This window comes from Acinetobacter sp. YH12105, from assembly GCF_013419095.1.
GTDB classification, from domain to species: Bacteria; Pseudomonadota; Gammaproteobacteria; order Pseudomonadales; family Moraxellaceae; genus Acinetobacter; species Acinetobacter pseudolwoffii.
In genome coordinates this window covers 246,763-264,720 of record NZ_VPAU01000001.1, presented here as the reverse complement: position 1 = coordinate 264,720, position 17,958 = coordinate 246,763, and the positions used below count along the sequence as shown (strand labels likewise).

26 protein-coding genes and 1 tRNA gene are annotated in these 17,958 nt (G+C 42.8%); 25 read left to right on the top strand and 2 right to left on the bottom strand.

Features of this window, described 5'->3' with window-relative positions:
- Positions 1-217: 217 nt before the first annotated feature.
- The 21 genes from FTU44_RS01330 (at position 218) to FTU44_RS01230 (ending at position 14,407) form a co-directional block, all read left to right on the top strand.
- On the top strand, positions 218-607 hold the full coding sequence (locus FTU44_RS01330) for a hypothetical protein (protein ID WP_180049198.1): 390 nt from the start codon (positions 218-220) through the stop codon (positions 605-607).
- Positions 585-989, top strand: a complete 405-nt coding sequence (locus tag FTU44_RS01325) for a DUF1064 domain-containing protein (protein ID WP_180049196.1) — start codon at positions 585-587, stop codon at positions 987-989. The genes FTU44_RS01330 and FTU44_RS01325 overlap by 23 nt, the downstream gene beginning before the upstream one ends.
- Before the next feature lie 12 nt (positions 990-1,001).
- Positions 1,002-1,502, top strand: a complete 501-nt coding sequence (locus FTU44_RS01320; RefSeq protein WP_180049194.1) for a hypothetical protein — start codon at positions 1,002-1,004, stop codon at positions 1,500-1,502.
- 281 nt (positions 1,503-1,783) lie between these two features.
- Positions 1,784-1,860 (top strand) — tRNA-Arg (locus FTU44_RS01315).
- Between the two features lie 477 nt (positions 1,861-2,337).
- Positions 2,338-2,511, top strand: coding sequence for a hypothetical protein (locus FTU44_RS01310; protein ID WP_180049192.1), 174 nt, complete (start codon positions 2,338-2,340; stop codon positions 2,509-2,511).
- Positions 2,504-2,941: a hypothetical protein gene (locus tag FTU44_RS01305; protein ID WP_180049190.1), complete on the top strand. Its 438-nt coding sequence runs from the start codon at positions 2,504-2,506 to the stop codon at positions 2,939-2,941. Before FTU44_RS01310 ends, FTU44_RS01305 begins: the two co-directional genes overlap by 8 nt.
- Positions 2,901-3,542: a putative metallopeptidase gene (locus FTU44_RS01300; RefSeq protein WP_180049189.1), complete on the top strand. Its 642-nt coding sequence runs from the start codon at positions 2,901-2,903 to the stop codon at positions 3,540-3,542. The genes FTU44_RS01305 and FTU44_RS01300 overlap by 41 nt, the downstream gene beginning before the upstream one ends.
- 46 nt (positions 3,543-3,588) lie before the next feature.
- Positions 3,589-4,086 (top strand): DUF2280 domain-containing protein, encoded by a 498-nt coding sequence (locus FTU44_RS01295; protein WP_180049187.1) that lies wholly within the window; start codon positions 3,589-3,591, stop codon positions 4,084-4,086.
- Positions 4,083-5,759 (top strand): terminase, encoded by a 1,677-nt coding sequence (locus FTU44_RS01290; protein WP_180049185.1) that lies wholly within the window; start codon positions 4,083-4,085, stop codon positions 5,757-5,759. The genes FTU44_RS01295 and FTU44_RS01290 overlap by 4 nt, the downstream gene beginning before the upstream one ends.
- A 14-nt stretch (positions 5,760-5,773) precedes the next feature.
- Complete coding sequence (locus FTU44_RS01285) at positions 5,774-7,249, top strand: DUF935 family protein (RefSeq protein ID WP_180049183.1); 1,476 nt, start codon at positions 5,774-5,776, stop codon at positions 7,247-7,249.
- 3 nt (positions 7,250-7,252) lie between these two features.
- Entirely contained in the window at positions 7,253-8,458 is a 1,206-nt protein-coding gene (locus tag FTU44_RS01280) for a phage minor head protein (RefSeq protein WP_180049182.1), read from the top strand.
- Between the two features lie 53 nt (positions 8,459-8,511).
- Positions 8,512-9,474 (top strand): hypothetical protein, encoded by a 963-nt coding sequence (locus FTU44_RS01275; RefSeq protein WP_180049180.1) that lies wholly within the window; start codon positions 8,512-8,514, stop codon positions 9,472-9,474.
- 3 nt (positions 9,475-9,477) lie between these two features.
- Positions 9,478-9,852 carry a hypothetical protein gene (locus FTU44_RS01270; protein WP_180049178.1) on the top strand — a complete coding sequence of 125 codons (375 nt, stop codon included), beginning with the start codon at positions 9,478-9,480 and terminating at the stop codon, positions 9,850-9,852.
- 5 nt (positions 9,853-9,857) lie between these two features.
- Positions 9,858-10,937 carry a major capsid protein gene (locus FTU44_RS01265; RefSeq protein ID WP_180049176.1) on the top strand — a complete coding sequence of 360 codons (1,080 nt, stop codon included), beginning with the start codon at positions 9,858-9,860 and terminating at the stop codon, positions 10,935-10,937.
- A gap of 10 nt (positions 10,938-10,947) precedes the next feature.
- Positions 10,948-11,307 (top strand): hypothetical protein, encoded by a 360-nt coding sequence (locus tag FTU44_RS01260; protein ID WP_180049174.1) that lies wholly within the window; start codon positions 10,948-10,950, stop codon positions 11,305-11,307.
- Positions 11,308-11,314: 7 nt separating this feature from the next.
- Positions 11,315-11,767 carry a gp436 family protein gene (locus FTU44_RS01255; RefSeq protein ID WP_180049172.1) on the top strand — a complete coding sequence of 151 codons (453 nt, stop codon included), beginning with the start codon at positions 11,315-11,317 and terminating at the stop codon, positions 11,765-11,767.
- Positions 11,768-11,774: 7 nt separating this feature from the next.
- Entirely contained in the window at positions 11,775-12,272 is a 498-nt protein-coding gene (locus FTU44_RS01250; protein WP_180049170.1) for a phage virion morphogenesis protein, read from the top strand.
- Positions 12,247-12,669: a hypothetical protein gene (locus tag FTU44_RS01245; RefSeq protein WP_004646451.1), complete on the top strand. Its 423-nt coding sequence runs from the start codon at positions 12,247-12,249 to the stop codon at positions 12,667-12,669. The genes FTU44_RS01250 and FTU44_RS01245 overlap by 26 nt, the downstream gene beginning before the upstream one ends.
- 9 nt (positions 12,670-12,678) lie before the next feature.
- The gene (locus FTU44_RS01240; RefSeq protein WP_180049168.1) at positions 12,679-12,852 is read left to right on the top strand and encodes a hypothetical protein; all 174 of its coding nucleotides are present in this window, start codon (positions 12,679-12,681) and stop codon (positions 12,850-12,852) included.
- The gene (locus FTU44_RS01235) at positions 12,852-13,610 is read left to right on the top strand and encodes a hypothetical protein (RefSeq protein ID WP_180049166.1); all 759 of its coding nucleotides are present in this window, start codon (positions 12,852-12,854) and stop codon (positions 13,608-13,610) included. The genes FTU44_RS01240 and FTU44_RS01235 overlap by 1 nt, the downstream gene beginning before the upstream one ends.
- Positions 13,611-14,065: 455 nt before the next feature.
- Positions 14,066-14,407, top strand: coding sequence for a hypothetical protein (locus FTU44_RS01230; RefSeq protein ID WP_180049164.1), 342 nt, complete (start codon positions 14,066-14,068; stop codon positions 14,405-14,407).
- Between the two features lie 29 nt (positions 14,408-14,436).
- Here the strand turns inward: FTU44_RS01230 and FTU44_RS01225 are convergent, their stop codons facing one another.
- Positions 14,437-14,604 (bottom strand): hypothetical protein, encoded by a 168-nt coding sequence (locus tag FTU44_RS01225; protein WP_180049162.1) that lies wholly within the window; start codon positions 14,602-14,604, stop codon positions 14,437-14,439.
- 500 nt (positions 14,605-15,104) lie between these two features.
- Here FTU44_RS01225 and FTU44_RS01220 point away from each other — a divergent pair, with 500 nt between their 5' ends.
- On the top strand, positions 15,105-15,665 hold the full coding sequence (locus FTU44_RS01220; protein ID WP_180049160.1) for a hypothetical protein: 561 nt from the start codon (positions 15,105-15,107) through the stop codon (positions 15,663-15,665).
- A 53-nt stretch (positions 15,666-15,718) separates the two neighbouring features.
- On the top strand, positions 15,719-16,369 hold the full coding sequence (locus tag FTU44_RS01215) for a hypothetical protein (RefSeq protein ID WP_373686001.1): 651 nt from the start codon (positions 15,719-15,721) through the stop codon (positions 16,367-16,369).
- Between the two features lie 12 nt (positions 16,370-16,381).
- Here FTU44_RS01215 and FTU44_RS15130 read toward each other — a convergent pair whose 3' ends face one another.
- Complete coding sequence (locus FTU44_RS15130) at positions 16,382-16,801, bottom strand: Arc family DNA-binding protein (RefSeq protein WP_257226360.1); 420 nt, start codon at positions 16,799-16,801, stop codon at positions 16,382-16,384.
- Between the two features lie 110 nt (positions 16,802-16,911).
- On the opposite strand from FTU44_RS15130, the gene FTU44_RS01205 reads away from it, so the two are divergent.
- Together FTU44_RS01205 and FTU44_RS01200 are read left to right on the top strand one after the other, a co-directional pair.
- Positions 16,912-17,067 carry a hypothetical protein gene (locus FTU44_RS01205; RefSeq protein WP_180049158.1) on the top strand — a complete coding sequence of 52 codons (156 nt, stop codon included), beginning with the start codon at positions 16,912-16,914 and terminating at the stop codon, positions 17,065-17,067.
- 76 nt (positions 17,068-17,143) lie between these two features.
- Positions 17,144-17,956 (top strand): Bro-N domain-containing protein, encoded by an 813-nt coding sequence (locus FTU44_RS01200; RefSeq protein ID WP_257226358.1) that lies wholly within the window; start codon positions 17,144-17,146, stop codon positions 17,954-17,956.
- Positions 17,957-17,958 lie beyond the last annotated feature (2 nt).

Genomic DNA, 17,958 nt, shown 5'->3' with positions numbered 1-17,958 from the left:
AAAATTGGGATTGGAAAACGCAAAGCACTTGATGGGATGCTTCAAAAGCATGGTGTGCCTGAGAGTTGGAAAATCGCTGTAATCAATGGAATGTGGCAAAGAAGCTCGGTTGGTTTTACACATGGTGAATTACGCGCCGCTCTAGCTGACCACGACCGCATTGATACATGTAGTGATATTCGGAATCACATCAGCCCGAATACGAAGGTGATTGAGCATGAAAGCAATAAAAATACCGTGTGAACATGACTTGCTAAGCAAAAATCACAATGTTTGGGCAGATGCCGTAATGCGTTGCAAAGGTGGTAGTCCGTACTGTGGTGCTGATGGGTATTGTCATGCTGATGGAAAGTGCTTTGCGGATCAGGAACTCACAAGAGAGCAGGCTATTTTAGAGGTAGATCGTTTGGCTCAGGAGCTTCACCAGGCTAAGCAGGAAAATGACAATTTAAGAACTTCTTCTGCGAGCTTAATCAAGCAGCTTGAATTTGCATTAGAGCAGAACAAGAAGTCTGGAAAATCTGAACGAGTTTTTGCGATTCGATATTGCATTGGTGAGATCAAGAAAACTTTGCGAGGTACCAATGACATCAATCTCCCTCGCTGAATATCACAAACAGTATGGCGGTGGTCGTAAGACTGCCACCAAACGCAACAAATTTAACGCTGTGAAGATCGAAAAGGACGGAATGACCTTTGATAGCCAAAAAGAGTACAAGCGCTATATCGAGCTTACAGCGCAAATGCAAAGAGGTGAAATTCAGGATTTACAGTGTCAGGTCAAATTTGAGTTGGCACCGAAAGTAAAGATTGCAGGTGAGAAAAAAGCAAAGCCTGCACTTCGATATTTTGCAGATTTCACATACCTGAAGGATGGGGTGCAGATTGTTGAGGATGTGAAGTCGGCAGCCACAAGAAAGTTAGCAAGTTTCCGTAATAAGAAACACTTAATGAAAACAGTACACGGTATAGACGTTAGAGAGATTTAAGAGGGAATAGGGATGAATGCGATGGTGAAGGTTCAAAATATTATGCAGGCGGTAGATTGGTCGAAGCACTCACTGGAAGAGTGGCTTTATCAATTTGGGGCTTGGATGAATAGCGTGTCTGGTACATGCGGTAAAAGTATCAACCCTATTGCTGTTGCTATGGATGAGGCGATTGTAAAGCAGCGCAAGTTTAAGTTGGGTGTGAGAAAGACTCGTCAAATTATTGCTGATTCCATGTTGTCAGAGGAAAAGCCAAAATTATCCAGAGTTGGGGTGGCCTGTGAGATTGATGATAATGAAGCGCGTGCAGTCCAGCGCTTAATTCTGGATATGCAGGGCCAGAGCGAAATCATGGATGATTGGATGGATGCGATTATCTGCCGTTATTTTTATGGGAATTCGTGGTCGCAGATGTGCAATGAAAATCGCACAGGTGTTGACGCAAAATTTGATGTGAAATGCGGACTTGCAGCGCTACACTGCCGCTATGGATTTATTGCATACAAAAAGTGAATAGTATTTGACCTTGATCAAGGCATCTGCTAAATTCATGTTATAGTGGCGCGAAGTGTAAGTAAGTCGCACTACTGATAGAGAGCTCATCAAACGATGGGCTTTTTGCATTATGGCGGTTTCATTAATTTCTGGTGGTTTTTAAATTAATGCCGCCACCTGTTAGTTTTAAAAGGTGAGTACTACTTTGGATTGGCGACCCATTAACACAGTCAGTTATGAGCCATTAAGCACACTACTAAGCCAACTAGGGAGAAATACTTCTTAGTTGGTTTTTATTTGCGCCATTAGCTCAACTGGAAAGAGCATGGGTTTTCTATACCAATGGTTGTGGGTTCGAATCCTACATGGCGTGCCAGATTCTAAACCCCTCGAATTCGAGACCTTTAAAACTACAAATAGAGGACTGGTATTTGCTTGATCGTTGCTTGCTTAGCCAGGAAGAAATCTTGCTTAGTTCGACAAAATCGCTGACATTATTTCGGAAATAAATATCATAAATTTATGTTTTATAAGTAAAAGTAACTGACATTTCTTGCGACATGATTGCTTGATTGTCCAGGAGTAAAATCATGCTTACTTTCTTAAAACGCCTATTCTGCTTTCATCACTACGATTACGAGTCTGATATTTTTATACAGATTGAATGTCGCAAGTGTGGAAAGCGTCGAGACAATTACACGAATTAGCCGAACGGATTACAGCAAACAGAACCCCTCGCATTCTAGATGTTGAGGGGTTTTTCTTTTCTATTGGTGGTGAATATGGATGGTTATGGGATCAGTAAAGAAGGTTGTGATTTGAACTATCCGGAAATTCCGGAAGGTTGGAATTTATGACAGACAAAGTACAAGCTAAACAAGACTTAGAATTTTGCAGTGCTGAGCTATCTAAGTATCAGAATCTCAGTCGGGCCGGGCTGACTCGAAATGAGTTACTGGCAATTGACGGCATCATGATTAAGCTGAAAGAGCGTATTAATAATTTACGGTTTACTTTGTATGGATGAAAAGGCTTATAAACTTTTCACCCAAAAAATCCCGCCAAAAAAGAAATCGCGTGTCAGACCCCTACCCAAAGCTGGTGAAAAATACCTAGAAGCATTCGATCGATTAAAAGAAATCTTGGATCGGATGGAAATTAAGTACGAAGAATACTTTCATTTTAAGAGCACCAAGCATTGGCGTTTCGATTTGCACCTGGTTGGCTATCTCACATTAATTGAAATCGCGGGTGGTCCATGGTCTGGTGGCCGTAAAGGTAAGTTGGCCACAAAAGCTTGGAGCATAGATCGCTATGACCATGCTGAAGAAATGGGTTATCGCTATCAGCGTTTTGAAACCGGCGATATAAACATGGGTCGAGCTACGGCGTGGTTAAGAAATTTAAAGGCATCTTATGGAACAGTTCAGACCATTCCCGCCGACGGATCTGATTGATCAGGCCGAGGAAGAAGAAGCTATTCGCTTAGCACCTGCACCAGAGCTTAAAGAATGGGTCGTGAATAACTGGCTTACTCTCGGCGGTGAACTACACAACCCGGATCATGATCATATTGCTGAACTACTCCATGACAATGAAGAGTTTCTTGCATTCGCTTGGGCTTCATCTGCCGCCGTAGCGAAAAAACGTATGGTGCTGGGGCAATGTGAAAAAGTGATGTTTAACGTGGGCGGCTGGAAGAAAGCACGCCAGGAACAACAGATGCGAGACTGGTTTGGTTTTGTGCCTCAATATTTGATTACTGTCGATGCTGCATTCTGTGAACAAGCCTCAGATCGTGAGTTCTGCCGGTTGATTGAACATGAGTTGTATCACATCGGTGTAGAACGTGATGAAGATGGCGAAATCATTTATAGCGATATGACCGGACTGCCTAAGCATTACCTGGCTGGCCATGATGTTGAAGTGTTCTTTGGTGAAACAAAACGATGGGGTGCGGACGAGTCTGTTAAAAGACTTTTGGAAATCGCCAAGAATGCGCCGTTTGTATCAGAGGAAAGTATGGCTGCGTGTTGTGGGAACTGTGTCATAGGTTAAATTTTTTTGCCCACTTTCCTTGATGTACCTTGATGGATGGTGATTTATGGCAAGACTCAAAAAACATGAAAAAGTATTTATAGTTCGAGCACTTGCGCAGTTTATGACCCCCACTCAAGTAGTAGAGGACATCAAGGTAAAATTAGGTGTTGATGTTTCTCCACAGCAAGTGGAGACATATGATCCTACCAAAGTTGCAGGTGCTGACTTATCACAGGAATTTGTAGATCTATTTAATGAAGCGCGTAAGCAATATATTGCCCAGCCGATCTATAACATTGAAGGTGCTAACGATATTGTGCAGCTTCAGATACTGAGTGATTTGCTGGTTTCAAAAAAAGGTAACGTGGTGATGGCAATCAAACTGATTGATCAGATGCAGAAGATTGTCAAAGGTCACTATGAAAAGAAAATAGAGATTACTGGTAAAGACGGCGGGCCAATTCAACAAGAAACCAAATCAACGCATCAATTCACACCAGATGAGCTTAACGGACTATCCGCGCAAGAGCTTTCGCGTTTAGCAATTAATGGCAAGTTATGACTTATGCAATCGAAGATATAGCGCCACTAATTAAAGAGTGGACGATCAATACACGTCTGCCTGAAATCATTGAAGAAATGAAACGGCGCTATTACTACCGGATGCTGATAGAGCAGAATGAACTAAGTCGAGAGGCTGAAATCTACAAATGTAAGAATGATCCGGCTCATTGGTTTAATCACTGGGTATGGACTTATGATCCACGGGGCATGCCTTTTGGACTGCCGGCGAATATTCCTTTTGTTTTGCGTCCTGGTCAGGTTGAGCTTGTTGATTGGCTATTAGAGCGTGAAAGCACCCAGACACACGGCTTAATTGAAAAAAGTCGTGATGAAGGGATGAGCTATGTAGTCTTGGGCTTTTATTTGCATCGGTGGTTATTCGTTGAAGGCTTTGCTGGTGGCGTCGGTAGTCGTAAAGAAGATCTGGTTGATAAAAAAGGCGATCCGAAAACGTTACTGCACAAATTTAGGGATATGTTTTCCAAGCTGCCAGACTGGATGAAACCTAAAGGCTTTGTCGAGAAAGTGCATGACAACTACATGCGAATCATCAACCCGGACAACGGCGCAACGGTTACGGGTGAGGCTGGTGACAATATTGGCCGTGGTGGTCGTACCACAATGTACTTTCTGGATGAATGGGCATTCGTAGAGCGGCAAGAAGCTGTTGATGCTGCCATTTCTCAAAACACAAACGTACATATCAAGGGATCTACACCAAACGGTATTGGGGACAAGTTTCACCAAGATCGTTTTAGTGGTCGTTACGCCGTTTTTACGATGGCATGGCGTGATAACCCAGATAAGAATTGGCAGGTCGAATTTAATGGCAAAGTAATTTATCCCTGGTATGAAAAACAATTAGCCACATTAGATGACATCGTTTTAGCCCAGGAAGTTGATATTGATTATGCCGCATCGGTAGAAGGTGTGTTGATTCCATCAGCATGGGTGCAAGCTGCCGTCGATGCTCATCTTGAATTAGATATTCAGCCGTCAGGCGAACGTATGGGTGCGCTTGATGTGGCAGATGAGGGTAAAGATAAAAACTCTTTTGCCGCACGTCATGGCATCGTACTGCAGTATTTGGACACTTGGTCAGGCGTTGGTGATGACATCTTTGGCACAACTCAGAAAGCTATTGATGCTTGTCTTGATCTACGTTTGAACTCGTTTTATTACGATGCCGATGGTCTTGGTGCTGGTGTACGTGGTGATGCCCGAGTCATTAATGAGCAGAATCGATCTAAAGGGATACCAGAGATCGAGGCAAATCCATTCCGTGGCTCAGGTGCGGTACACAATCCTGAGCAGGAAATGGTTGAGGCGCGTAAAAACGTAGACTTCTTTGCCAATCTTAAAGCTCAGATGTGGTGGTCATTACGCATAAGATTCCAGAATACTTATCGAGCCTTACAGGGTATGCAATATGACCCAGACAATCTTATTTCGCTCTCTACCAAACACATAAACAAGCAGGAGCTTGAACAGCTCAAGCGAGAGTTATCGCAACCCACTTATACAAAAAATGGTGCAGGCAAAATCCTAGTCAATAAGCAACCGGACGGGGCCTTGTCTCCAAACCGAGCAGACGGCGTCATGATTTGCTTTAGTGATATCAAGCCGCCTGAACGCTTAAGGCCAGGCGGAGGTGGCTCACGTAGTTTTTAATCAAGGTTTTTAATATGGCAAAATCCAAAAACAAGCAGAAAGAGACCAAGCCAAAATCAGCCGGCTTGTTGACCGAAGTTGCTGTTGAAAAACTTGCGTTCAGTATGGGGCGTGCGGCTGATGTTGATGAAGTCTTGCGCAAGGCTGGTGTTACCCGGCAGCGTTTATCTGTACTTATGGCTGATGATGAAATATCACAGGCTATGGAAACCCGCCTTGACTCAGTCATTAATGCACCATGGCGATTCAAAGAAGATCACGGGGAGCAAACTGAGTTCTTAAAAGAGCAGGTTGCTTACTGGCACAATGAAATTATTACTGGTGCGTGGGAAGCGTGTCCATTTGGCTATTCAGTAATGGAGGCCAATTACAAGATTCTTGATGATGGTAAATTCACACTCAATGGCATCCAGGTGAAGCCACTTGAGTGGTTTGAGCCAAAGAACAACGGCGAACTAATTTATCGTGAGCCACAGACCAATACAGAAATCAATGTATTTCAGAAGTGGCCATTAAAGTTCTTTTTAACTCGACGCAAGCCCTCATTCAAGCAGCCTTATGGCGATCCATTATTGTCTAAGCTGTACTGGTTATGGTTCTTTAGAACAAATTCCACTAAGTTTTGGGTTAAGTTCTTGGAGCGATTCGGATCTCCGTTACTTGTGGGCAAGGTGGGTGGCAACAGTCGAACCCAAGATGATATTGATGCCATGACCTCGGCATTACTGGATGCTCACTCGCAGTCGGTTATTTCGATTGGATCTGAAGATGATGTAAATACAGTGGGTACAAACTTCTCGGGTGCAGGTAGCTCAGCATTTGAGGCATTTGATACTGTTTTAACGCGCCGTATTCAGAAGGTTGTATTAGGCCAGACCCTTACATCGGGAACTGATGGCACGGGGAGTCGTGCGCTGGGTGAAGTGCATGAAAATGTACGCATGGATAAGCGTAACTCAGACTTGCGCATGATCACCCCGACCTTTCAGGATATTGTCGATGCAATCTGTTATCTAAATGGATTTGAAAAGCACACGATCATTCTGGGTGGTGAGCAAGACCTGAATGTAAAAGTAGTTGAGCGTGACTTAAAGCTGAAAGAGTTGGGTGTTGATTTTACTGATCAGTATGTAATGGAGACTTATGGCATCAAGCCTGAGCACTTTAAAATGCGTTCAGAGCAGATTCCAGCTAATACCCAATTCACCGCTTTACCTCGCCAAGCATTCAACTTTAAAGCATCAGCCAATAAGCTCTCGCCAGAACAGCAGGAAGTTGAAGAACTGACTGATGCACAGGATGAATTGCAGCTATTAAAACCGGATCAGGTCAAGGAATTGATATTCAAATCTGATAGTCCTGAAGCCCTGGCTTATAACTTGATGCAATTAATACCTGGTGCAACTCAGACACAGTTCACGGCCAATCTGGACCAAGCTTTGTATGCTGCGGATGTGTTGGGATATGTGACGGCGCAAAATGGGAAGTAAGCTATGCAACCAGTCACATTCCTTGAGGCGCTTCGATTTGCTCACAATAAAAAGATTGTGCTGCCTAATGAATTCTACTCAATGGATCTAAAGACCCGGCAGATGGCAACTACGGTTAGCTTTCTATCGAGCCTTGAGCAGGTTGAAACAGTCATTAAGGCCGTGAATAAATCGATTGCAGACGGCGGTACTTTCAAGGACTTCCAGAAGCTCATTGAAGAATCTGAAATCATTCTGCCAAAGCACTATCTGGACAATGTATTTCGTACCAATATTCAAAGTGCTTACGGTCATGGTCGGTGGCAACAGCAGCAACGGAATAAAGCTAAACGACAATACCTGATGTACTCGGCTATCGATGATAGTCGCGTACGTCCTGCTCATTTAGCTTTGAATCGTATCGTGTTGCCGATTGATCATCCATTCTGGCTAACACATTACCCACCTTTAGGCTTTCGTTGCCGGTGCACCGTGATTGCCTTAACCGAGAAGCAGGCACTGAAATACGGCATTACACCTGATGATCAGTTGCCTGAGGTCGCCGAGGCTTTGGACTGGAGTTCTCACCCATTGCAGTTTGGTGAACTTGAATCGCTGGTGGATAAAAAGATCAGTGCTTCGAGTTTAGATAAAGAATATCTACTCGAGCAAAAGGAAGTCATTAAGGCTGAATGGACGGCGAGTAAAAAGCTCACCAGTCTATTTGCCCCCATGGATGATAAGACTCGAGACCTGTTCGACACGGTGGCCAATACGGTTATTCCACTTGATCCAAACATTCGTCCAAGTGCGATTCGTACTTTTCTGGATTATGTGCAGGGCAATGATGCTGCACTGACCAGCTATTTAAACTCTGCTACAGGTTCTCTGGCTGATGATGTACTTAAGCGCTGGCTTAGTACCGATATGGCAGTAATTCAGGCTGTTGCAAGCAATACGGCTTCAACCGTGGTGGGTGCTGCGACGCTTCAACAGGTAGCAACCTATCAGGTAGGGCAGACAATCCAGTTTAATGCGCCGTTGCTGATGGCTGAAAGTGCTGGTGACATCATGATTAAAATTGAAAATGCCAAGGGTCTCGGTATTGATCTGGATATGCTCAATGCTGGTAACGGCGTTCTCATGCCGATGGGGCTATCTTTTGAGGTGGTTTCGATTGAGGTGGTTGAAGGGCAGATGGTTTATACACTAAAGCCTTTATTAAACTAATTTAAAAATGAATATGACCGCCTTCTGGGCGGTTTTTTTATGGAGCATGAAAAATGCCAGATCCAAATGAAGAGCGGCTGAAGTATTTATTTAATGCCTCGGCCATTGAGGTTCCAAAAGCCGAAGACGGGCAAAAACGAAAATTCAAAGGCACTGCCTATGCCGGTGGACGTGTAGATGGTCACTGGTATTGGGGACGCTCTGGTGTGGTGTTCGATCTTGATGGAATTGAGATTGATAAGCCGACAGCCTTACTTGAAGAACACTTTGGTTCAAGTCGAATTGGTGTAGTTCAAGCTGTAGATACAAACGGAAAGATTGATGTATCTGGTGATTTTCTTACGAATGCGAAAGCACAAGAGATTGTTCAAGACTCTGATGACGGTTTCCCATTCCAAATGTCGATGATGATTGATCCAGGATCCATTGAAGAAGTATCACAAGGCAAGACAGTCACTGTGAATGGTCAGTCCTTTGAAGGCCCGATCACAATTTTTCGTCAAAACCGTATTCGTGAATTTACGATCTGTTCAACAGGTGCTGATCGCAATACATCAATTAAAGCCTTTTCGGGCAAAGCCAACCCAAACCCAACCAAAGAGGACACCAACGTGACCGAATTAGAACAGGCGCAAGCCAAAGCCAAAGCATTGCAAGATCAGGTTGATGCTTTGACCGAACAAAACAAGCAATTTGCAGCTGCAAAACGTGAAGCTGAAATCAATGCACTGGGTAAAGATCTGGGCAAAGAGTTTAGCGCTGAAGATGTTGAAGAAATGAAAAAGCTTGATGATTCTGCATTTGCATTCTCGGCTAAACAGCTTCGTCAATTCTCGGCAGGTAATACACAACCACCAGCTGGACAACAGCAACAACAAACACCAAGTGTGAATCCGGCATTTGCACATTTGTTTAGCCATCAAGCTAATCCGGGGCAAGGTGGCCAGTCAAATAACAATGACACTCACAAATTCACTTCAGGTGCACAAGCATTTGCAGAACAAAAGGGGAAATAATCCATGGCTATTCACTATGTACCGCCCATTTCAGTCACCTCAAAACGACTGGTCTTGGACAATGAAAAGTTACGTCGTGCCAATGCAAAGGTTCCAACCGCCACTGCATTTAAATATGGTGATCTATTAACGCTGTCAGATACCAATGTGCTGGCCCACGCCACTGATGAAAAAACGTGGGATGTGATCTGCGGTCAGGATGTAACTGCGGCTGAAGCTACGATTAAGGCTGCTGATGGAATCGAAATTCCGGTGTACTACGGCGGCGTATTTAATGTCGAAGCTGTATCAGTAAATGGAACTTTGCTTACAACTGCTCAATATGATGCAGCGCGTGCACAGGCAACTAAAAACAAAATCGAACTTTCTAAGGTGTAATTAACATGCCACAGTCTTTTAATATTGAAGGTGCTCCACTTGAACTTCTTGATGTGGGTGAGCTTGCACTGATCCACTCAAACTACCGTCCGATGGACACCTGGCTTTTAGACAAGCTTTTCCCTAATCGCCCGTTATTCACGCGTGATGACGTACCTTTGGCGGAAGTATCTGCTGAGCATGATTTGGCACCACTGGTATCACCACAACAACCTGGTAAGCCATTTGATACAACTCAATCTGGTGAAGTACGCCACGTCAAACCGGCTTACTACAAACCAAAAAATCAGGTCACACCTGCAGAAACTTTTGAAATTGCTTTGCTTGAGCGCTTGCGTGCGGCAAAGATTATTTCTACGGGTAATCAGCGACTGTCTGAGCAAGAGCAAATGATCGTTGCTCAGATCGCAGTGATGAAGCGCAACCATGATGCGATTGATAACTCAGTCCTGATGATGGCGATTGATTTACTAAAAAATGGTAAATACGCGCTTCACTCAGATGATTATGAATACAACCTGGTGGATTACCGTCGTGATGCATCTTTGACATATACACCGTTGACTAAGTGGAATGAAGTGGGTGCCAAGCCAGTAACGGATATCCGCACCATGCTTGAACGTCAATTGGCTGCTGATGGTGGTGAGACCAAGCTGTCTATTATGTCGGGCTTGGTTTGGGCGGCTCTCTGGAATAATGAAGAATTCAAAAAAGAATTCATCACGCCGTATGCGGGTATTTCTGTTCCAGTGAATCCGAGCTTTGGTGTTAAAGAATCTGCGACATTCAAAGGTACTTTTGATGGGATCGAATTCTGGGTGTATGACGCGACCTACCGCAACAAAGGTCAAGTAAAACGCTTTATTCCTAAGGATTACTTCTCATTGATTTCTGATACCAATGGTTCGGTAGCCCATTGCAAGATCAAAAACATGCTAGCCAATGGTGCAGCTCAGCAATACTTTGATCGTCAATGGTACTGCGAAGATCCAAGCGGCATCATGCTGATGACTGAATCTGCTCCACTGGTTGTGCCATCTAATAAGAACGGTGTAGTTGGTGGTACTGGCTTTATCACCCTATAAGGAGCAAGACATGCCGAAGTACACAGCAAAACAATCCATCGGGCATTTTATGCCAGGTGATGAAATCAAAGGGCTTGAAGCTAAACAACTTCAGGCCCTTTTAGTATCTGGGGCTATTGAAGAATATCAAGAGCCGGAAGAACCTAAGGCAGATGGTACGGCCGAACGCTTGGCTGAACTTGAAAAGTCCAATGCTGAGCTAACAGCAGCCAATGAAGCCTTAACCAAAGCCAATCAGACAGCAGCTGCTGACAAGGCTAAGGCTGATCAAGAAGTTGCTGAGCTAAAGGCGAAAGTGGCTGAACTTGAAAAGGCAAAGTCTGCTACAAAACCTAAAGCAGATCCAAAGCCTGCTGACGAAACCAAATAGGTGATCTATGTATGCGACTGAAGAAGATTTGGTCGCACGATTTGGGGCTTCAATTGAGAACCTGAAATTGATGTATGAAGATGCAGCAAAAGGTTCTCAAGCAATTAATGATGCAATCCAGGATGCAATGGAGGAGATTAACGGTCATATCGGCGGCCGTTATCCTTTGCCGCTGCCTAATGTGCCGAGTAATTTAAAGCGTATGGCGTGTGATATTGCACGTTACCGCCTTCATTTTGAGCAGCCCACCGAAGAGGTGCGACAGCGTTATGAGGATGCAATTGCATTCTTAAAGCGTGTGGCTGACAACAAAGCACATTTGCAGATCCAGTTGCCTGAAACAAACCAGATCGTGGATGACCAACCCAAAGGACGACCTTCAACGGCGCCAGTCGGCACTTCATATACCGGTGGTGTATTTGGTGATGCCACTTTAGACATGATGCCCAGCATGAAGTGAGGTGTTTATGGCTTTTGCAATAACCATTCAGGCTGACAGTTCACCTATTGAAGCAGTGCTTGAGCAATTAGGTGACTTTGATTCACTCAAGAGCCAGTTGTTTGATGAGATTGGTGCTGGGCTTGTGAATAGTATTCAGCATCGGTTTTTAACCGGCACTGGTGTGGATGGTAACCCGTGGAAGATTTCATGGAGAGCTAAGCTGCAAGGTGGCGAGACGTTACGCGATACTGGCCGCTTAATGAATTCCTACACACACAACGTGCTTTCAAGTGGTGTGGAAGTGGGTACAGATGTTGCGTATGCACCCCATCTGCATTATGGCGCAACAATCCTACCCAAGAATGGCCAATACATCACCTTTGCAGTGGGTGGCCAATATCGGAAAGTTAAGCAATCCATTATTCCACCTCGGACTCAACTCGGTCTTGATGCGGAAGATGAAGTCATGGTTTTGGATATTGTTGGGAGTTTTATAGATGAGCACCTTCTTCGCGGTACGTGATGAGATTGCAGAAAAGCTGAAAGAAATTCCTGAATTTCTAAAGATCTATACGCCGTTGAATTCAGTCAGCGTAACAGAGATGTCACAAGTCACGCCATCTGCACATGTCAATTTTGTTCGTATCGACAAGAAAGCCAGTGCGGGTCGTGGAAGTATCAATCAGATCGGTCAGCAATGGGCGGTTACGGTTGCATGCCGCAATGCTCAATCTCAGATGACTGATGGACGTGCTGTAAGTGATGAAGCCGGGCTTTTGACTGAAAAAGTTATTCAACTTCTGTCAGGCTGGCAGCCTCAAGCATCGCGTACTGCACTAGATTTCATATCAGTTCGAGATGGGTATAGTCCAGGCTTTGCATACATCACTATTATTTTTGAATCACAGAAATTTATTTAGGAGCCAGTCATGGCAAAACAATACAAGGCAACTCAGCCTGTCGGTCGCTTTAAAAAAGGCGATGTCATTGGCGGATTGGGTGATGCTCAGATCAAAAAATTACTGGCAGATGGTGTGATTCAGGAAGTACCTGAAACCAAAGCTGCTGCTCCAGCCAAGAAAACCACAGGGGATGAAAAGTAATGGCTAAAAAGAACTATATCTCACTGCAAGGTAAGTTTTACTTATCTGAGCTTGTGAATGGTGTCGCTGGTGCAATGCGCCACCTTGGTAACGTACCTGAGTTTGAATTGGAAATTGGTGCTGATGTTATTGAGCATAAAGAATCAACGACGGGTAAACGCACTACCGATTTCACCATGATTAATGCTACTTCTGTGAACTTCTCAGGGCAGATTGAAGAAGTTAATCCAGAGAATCTTCAATACATTCTCTCTGGTATGACACATGCTGTACCCACAAAGACAGAAACCGATGTGTCCTTGGGTACTGTGGTTGCTGGACAGGAAATCAAGCTTAATGGCTATAACCTAAAAACTGTTTCCTTCAAAGATTCAACCAGCGGTATAGCTAAAACTCTTACCGATGATCAGTACACACTAGATGCTAAATTCGGTACTGTGATTTTTAATGATGTTGCTGATCTGACCATGCCGATTCTGGCGAGCTATACAACTGGTGCAGTGACTAATACCACATTGGCATCCGACTTTGAAAAAGAGTATGAGCTCTTCTTTAAGGGGATTAATACTGCAAACGGTGAGCATGTGGCTGTAACGCTATGGCGTACCAAGAAGTCACCAGAAACCACTTTCCCATTGATCCATGAAGAACTGGGTCAGTATGAAATTTCAGGTCAGGCTTTATCGGATGTGACTAAAGAATCAGATCCAGCATTAGGCCTATATGGCCATGTTGTGACGATTCCGGCAGCTGTCTAACAAACACAGGCACAAAGAACTCCACGGCGCTATGCGTCTTTTTTTGTGCCTGCCTTATCGTAATAAGTCTTAAAACATTTAAGATGAAACTTAATAAATAGTAAAAAATAAAGATTATGTAATCTTTTGTTATTCTAATTTTCATCTGATGGGGATATAAAAGATATTCTGTTCACGTTAAGAATAAAACTGCTATGACTAAAATAGAAATATTTGTCTCCATCCTAGCCGTAATAATTATTTCTACTATTATTTATCTTGTATGTCAGTAAGTTAGTAAGCTAAGAACCTCCTTCGGGAGGTTTTTGATAGATGGGATTTTTAAACTTGTTATCTAAAATTAATATTGAATGAGAGTCAAAATAGCTAAACACAACTTTACAAAGTTACCTTCCTAGGCGTTAGATAAATTTGAAAAGTGATGTAAAGTGACGCCCTTAACGCAAGGGGATATTATGAAAAATTTAGGCCTATTATTTTTTATTATGATTTTAGCGGGTTGCGGACACAGAGAATCTAACGGTCAGCAACCTGATCTAGAAACAATCAAGAAAGAACAGCTTGAATTTGCAAAAGAAGCCACTAAAGAATTCATTCCCAATCCTGATTCAGCTAAGTTCCGGAATCAAGTCGGGGATTGTGGGGAAGTTAGCTATAAGGAAGTAGGGGGCACAGATATTGATTTCCAGCGTTTCATTGTGCTTGAAAAGAATATAGTGCTTGTAGAAAATCAGATGGATCCAAAGCAATTTGAGCTTTCATGGAAAAACTCCTGCACACCAAGTTGGAATAAATAATTATAAGGCCCTCATTTGAGGGCTTTACTTTATTCATCAGATGATTCAGATTTTTGATCTTTTTCATTTCCATACTCTAAAGCAACCTGTTGTGCTTCAGCTGCAGCAGTAGCCTCAATTGGTGGTTCTGATGCGATAGCTGCGGTGCCAGTGAATCCGAATAAAACCAAGATTAGAATTTTCGAATACTTTTTCATTTGAATTTCCTCTACGTTTCTAAGACTTAATTTCAGTGTAGAGAATGATTTAAATCGTGGATGTAGCAGCTATGTCGGGATATGTAAGATATTCAGGTCTAAAGTTATAGGTTTCTAGGTTTGCGTAAGAATGCTTTTCGGTTGAAACTTTTTGTTGAGTTGCTTAACGAAATGTTTGAATGCTTCAGTAGGTAGCTACACTCTAAAGAAACTTCCCTAACTTCTAAATCTTTGTAACATCCAATAATTTTTTTGTAATCTTTATGTTATAAATTGTTTGCTTTGCTTATCATATGAATAATGAAAAGTGGAGCACCGAAAATGCTAACAAAAACAGAAATCATTGTTGTCATTCTAATGGTAGTAGCCTTAATTTTCATCGTTTATGAGATGGGACAAGGTGGTAGTTGGACTTTATAGAATTCAGCCTTTATCAAAGTTAAAAGAAAAGCACCTTCGGGTGCTTTTTTAATGTCTAAAATTTATCTCAGAGACCCATCATGAATGATTTTTTCCTAGCAACAAATCGAAGCATCAAAATCAATGACATTGAAGTGCGTCAGATCCAGATGAAAGACTTTGACACCTGGGCAATGCATGCTGAAGTTTTGAAAAACTTCATTAAAGACCAAAATCATTCAGATGAGATTTTGACAGGGCTATTTAAAGCTCATGGGGTGCAGGTCATTTCGACCATGGTATGCATCACCGATCTGGGCAATGAATCACTGGTAGAGCTTGCTGCTGATGAGCAGGGATTCAAAGATCTGCTTAAGGCAGTACTTCTGGTCAATCAAGCTTATTTCAAATACGAAAAGCCAAAACGCGGCATTAAAAAGAAAGATGACTCCACCTGGTTCGATTCATTCCAGTTTCTGGTATCGATGGGCCATCAGCATAGCGAAATTATGGAAATGACCTACGGCGCATTCCAGGGCTATGTTAAGGCAGCAAACAAGATGTATAAACAGGGAATATTTAATAACGCCGTTGCAGCACGTGTGGCTCAATCAGATAAAAAAGGCTTTGAGTCATTTAAGAAAGAAATGGTCTCTGATTGATCAGGATTCACCCTAAAGTTATGATGTGGAAATAATAATTTAGGGGGATTGTAGTGGCTATAAAATTTTGTAAATCGTGTAAAAAGCCAATGAGGCCTACTGACACTCATTGCAAAACATGCGGCAAGGAATACAAAAACAGCCCAGTAATTTTGATCGTCATAGCACTTATTGTTTTCGGTGCTGGATATTTTGCTTGGGGGAAATACCAACAGAATGAAGCTGAAAAACTAGTTGCTGCTCAAGCAGAGAGGGATAAAAAAATCAGTGAAGCTAAAGCTGAGTTGCTAAGTGCTGGTATAGATCCAAACGATGCACAAAAAGTCGCTGAAGTTAAAGTTGATAATGTAACCATTACCAATCCCCAACATATAAAGGTTTTTAACGAGATTTTTTCTGAATGGGAGGATGCAGAAAAAGTAGCAGCCTCAACTGGTCGGATAGCACTAGCCCAACCAGTTGCCAAACTACAAGAAATCAAAAGAAGGCTTGCAGCCGAATCATATGCTGGATGTATGGAAACAACTAGGATTTTATACGTCGCTGCTATGAACTCTCAGATTGAGGCCTATTTAGATTTCATGAGAGGGAAAGAGGGAGAGGCGGCAGCTCAAATAAAATTTATTGATTATGAGAAACAAGTTGAGCAGGCCAAAAAAGAGTACGTTAGATGCAAGCCTACTCAGAATATGAGTGGCGCATAAAGCAAAAGCACCTTAGGGTGCTTTTTTTGTTGGATCTATTTCGGATTGCTCTCGGGGTTCTTCACTGCGCTTAATTTCCTCTACAGTTAAGCGACTACCCTCGGAATTAAGCTTATTAAATAAAGTGTCAACAAGATCAGCAGCTGACATATTTTGTAAAGCACTTTCAGCAGCCAATTTGGCTAAACGTCTACGCTCTCTTGGATCGCTAGCTACAGGATTTTTCTCGCGTGATGACCGGGGTTTAGCGTGAGAAGCTTCAATAAGATCACCAATGGTTAGGGGTGGGTTGTCAAAGCTCCGCTCTAAGCGATGAACAATCTCTGCATTCATTGAGCGATTATTTGCTTTTGCGGTTTCTATAATTTTTTCACGAAACTCAGGTGTTACACGGACTTTGAGTGTGACAACACCGCTTTGATCTTCACTCATAAAACATCAACCGAAATAAAAATAATAATAACCCCATTATGGGGATTGACCAATAACCCCAAAATGGGTACTATGATTTAACACCCCAAAGTGGGGATATTGGAGGAAACATGAAAGAAGAAATTGTCTATGTAAAAGGTCGTTTAGATAGCGATCTACATAAAGAACTTAAGGCGATTGCAAAAGAAGATAAAAGGTCGATAGTTTACCTTTTAAATGAAGCAGTCAAATTACTGGTAGAAAAACACAAGAGTGCGAAAGCATGAAACCAACAGACAGCAAAAAAGCCCAGACTTTGGCGAGCGGGCTTAATTGATGTCAACAACTGTAAGGAAAGTCAACATGACTACTTTAGCATTAAGTTTTAACGATGTAAATTTTTCACCTGTACAGCAAAATGGTCAAGTTTGGTTGAAAACAAGTGAACTAGCAGAAGCTCTTGGTTATTCAGATCAGAGTGGTGTAACTCGTATTTATTCACGCAATGAAGATGAGTTTACTCAAGCGATGAGCTGTTCGGTCAAATTGACCGAGAAGGGTCAAGCAAGGGAAATTCGTGTTTTTTCCCTTCGAGGCTGCCATCTAATCGCAATGTTTTCTAAAACAGCAATTGCCAAGCAGTTTCGTAAATGGGTTTTGGATGTACTGGATCGTGAAGTTGTTACCAAACAACTCGAAGGTCGCCAATCCATTTCACCTGAACAACAAGCCTTGCTTCATGAAATTGTGGCTCGTCGCTCTGGTGGTGAGCGGAAAATTTTTGCTGAAATGTGGGCGCGTCATAATCGACACTTTAAAATCCCGCGCTATGCAGAGCTTTTAGAGATTCACTTTCCAGAAGCGGTTCATTATCTGGAAACAATGGATTTAAAGGCGAAAGTTGAAAAGCAAGAAATTAAAGCCCTACCTTACCCTCAAGAGGTGGTGCAGGTAGCCCAGCAGATCAGCCAAGAGTTCAATAACTCTAAGTATGATTCTTGGCATGTAAGTGCTCGCAATGGTGTATTAACCGCAATGCCACTGCCGCCAGGATTCTACCCAACAATGGATATTGCTGAATTTACCAAGCGTTTTGATAGTGTACTAGATCTGCTTTATGGTACTGATACTTTGCGCGTAGGAAGGCATTTTCTAAAAGAGCGAAATTTTAAATAAAG

What these genes read in the sequence shown, in the direction of transcription:
- FTU44_RS01330 (WP_180049198.1), top strand. Translation starts at nt 218, where the DNA reads ATGAAAGCAATAAAAATACCGTGTGAACATGACTTGCTAAGCAAAAAT.
- FTU44_RS01325 (WP_180049196.1), top strand. Translation starts at nt 585, where the DNA reads ATGACATCAATCTCCCTCGCTGAATATCACAAACAGTATGGCGGTGGT.
- FTU44_RS01320 (WP_180049194.1), top strand. Translation starts at nt 1,002, where the DNA reads ATGAATGCGATGGTGAAGGTTCAAAATATTATGCAGGCGGTAGATTGG.
- FTU44_RS01310 (WP_180049192.1), top strand. Translation starts at nt 2,338, where the DNA reads ATGACAGACAAAGTACAAGCTAAACAAGACTTAGAATTTTGCAGTGCT.
- FTU44_RS01305 (WP_180049190.1), top strand. Translation starts at nt 2,504, where the DNA reads ATGGATGAAAAGGCTTATAAACTTTTCACCCAAAAAATCCCGCCAAAA.
- FTU44_RS01300 (WP_180049189.1), top strand. Translation starts at nt 2,901, where the DNA reads ATGGAACAGTTCAGACCATTCCCGCCGACGGATCTGATTGATCAGGCC.
- FTU44_RS01295 (WP_180049187.1), top strand. Translation starts at nt 3,589, where the DNA reads ATGGCAAGACTCAAAAAACATGAAAAAGTATTTATAGTTCGAGCACTT.
- FTU44_RS01290 (WP_180049185.1), top strand. Translation starts at nt 4,083, where the DNA reads ATGACTTATGCAATCGAAGATATAGCGCCACTAATTAAAGAGTGGACG.
- FTU44_RS01285 (WP_180049183.1), top strand. Translation starts at nt 5,774, where the DNA reads ATGGCAAAATCCAAAAACAAGCAGAAAGAGACCAAGCCAAAATCAGCC.
- FTU44_RS01280 (WP_180049182.1), top strand. Translation starts at nt 7,253, where the DNA reads ATGCAACCAGTCACATTCCTTGAGGCGCTTCGATTTGCTCACAATAAA.
- FTU44_RS01275 (WP_180049180.1), top strand. Translation starts at nt 8,512, where the DNA reads ATGCCAGATCCAAATGAAGAGCGGCTGAAGTATTTATTTAATGCCTCG.
- FTU44_RS01270 (WP_180049178.1), top strand. Translation starts at nt 9,478, where the DNA reads ATGGCTATTCACTATGTACCGCCCATTTCAGTCACCTCAAAACGACTG.
- FTU44_RS01265 (WP_180049176.1), top strand. Translation starts at nt 9,858, where the DNA reads ATGCCACAGTCTTTTAATATTGAAGGTGCTCCACTTGAACTTCTTGAT.
- FTU44_RS01260 (WP_180049174.1), top strand. Translation starts at nt 10,948, where the DNA reads ATGCCGAAGTACACAGCAAAACAATCCATCGGGCATTTTATGCCAGGT.
- FTU44_RS01255 (WP_180049172.1), top strand. Translation starts at nt 11,315, where the DNA reads ATGTATGCGACTGAAGAAGATTTGGTCGCACGATTTGGGGCTTCAATT.
- FTU44_RS01250 (WP_180049170.1), top strand. Translation starts at nt 11,775, where the DNA reads ATGGCTTTTGCAATAACCATTCAGGCTGACAGTTCACCTATTGAAGCA.
- FTU44_RS01245 (WP_004646451.1), top strand. Translation starts at nt 12,247, where the DNA reads ATGAGCACCTTCTTCGCGGTACGTGATGAGATTGCAGAAAAGCTGAAA.
- FTU44_RS01240 (WP_180049168.1), top strand. Translation starts at nt 12,679, where the DNA reads ATGGCAAAACAATACAAGGCAACTCAGCCTGTCGGTCGCTTTAAAAAA.
- FTU44_RS01235 (WP_180049166.1), top strand. Translation starts at nt 12,852, where the DNA reads ATGGCTAAAAAGAACTATATCTCACTGCAAGGTAAGTTTTACTTATCT.
- FTU44_RS01230 (WP_180049164.1), top strand. Translation starts at nt 14,066, where the DNA reads ATGAAAAATTTAGGCCTATTATTTTTTATTATGATTTTAGCGGGTTGC.
- FTU44_RS01225 (WP_180049162.1), bottom strand. Translation starts at nt 14,604, where the DNA reads ATGAAAAAGTATTCGAAAATTCTAATCTTGGTTTTATTCGGATTCACT.
- FTU44_RS01220 (WP_180049160.1), top strand. Translation starts at nt 15,105, where the DNA reads ATGAATGATTTTTTCCTAGCAACAAATCGAAGCATCAAAATCAATGAC.
- FTU44_RS15130 (WP_257226360.1), bottom strand. Translation starts at nt 16,801, where the DNA reads ATGAGTGAAGATCAAAGCGGTGTTGTCACACTCAAAGTCCGTGTAACA.
- FTU44_RS01205 (WP_180049158.1), top strand. Translation starts at nt 16,912, where the DNA reads ATGAAAGAAGAAATTGTCTATGTAAAAGGTCGTTTAGATAGCGATCTA.
- FTU44_RS01200 (WP_257226358.1), top strand. Translation starts at nt 17,144, where the DNA reads ATGACTACTTTAGCATTAAGTTTTAACGATGTAAATTTTTCACCTGTA.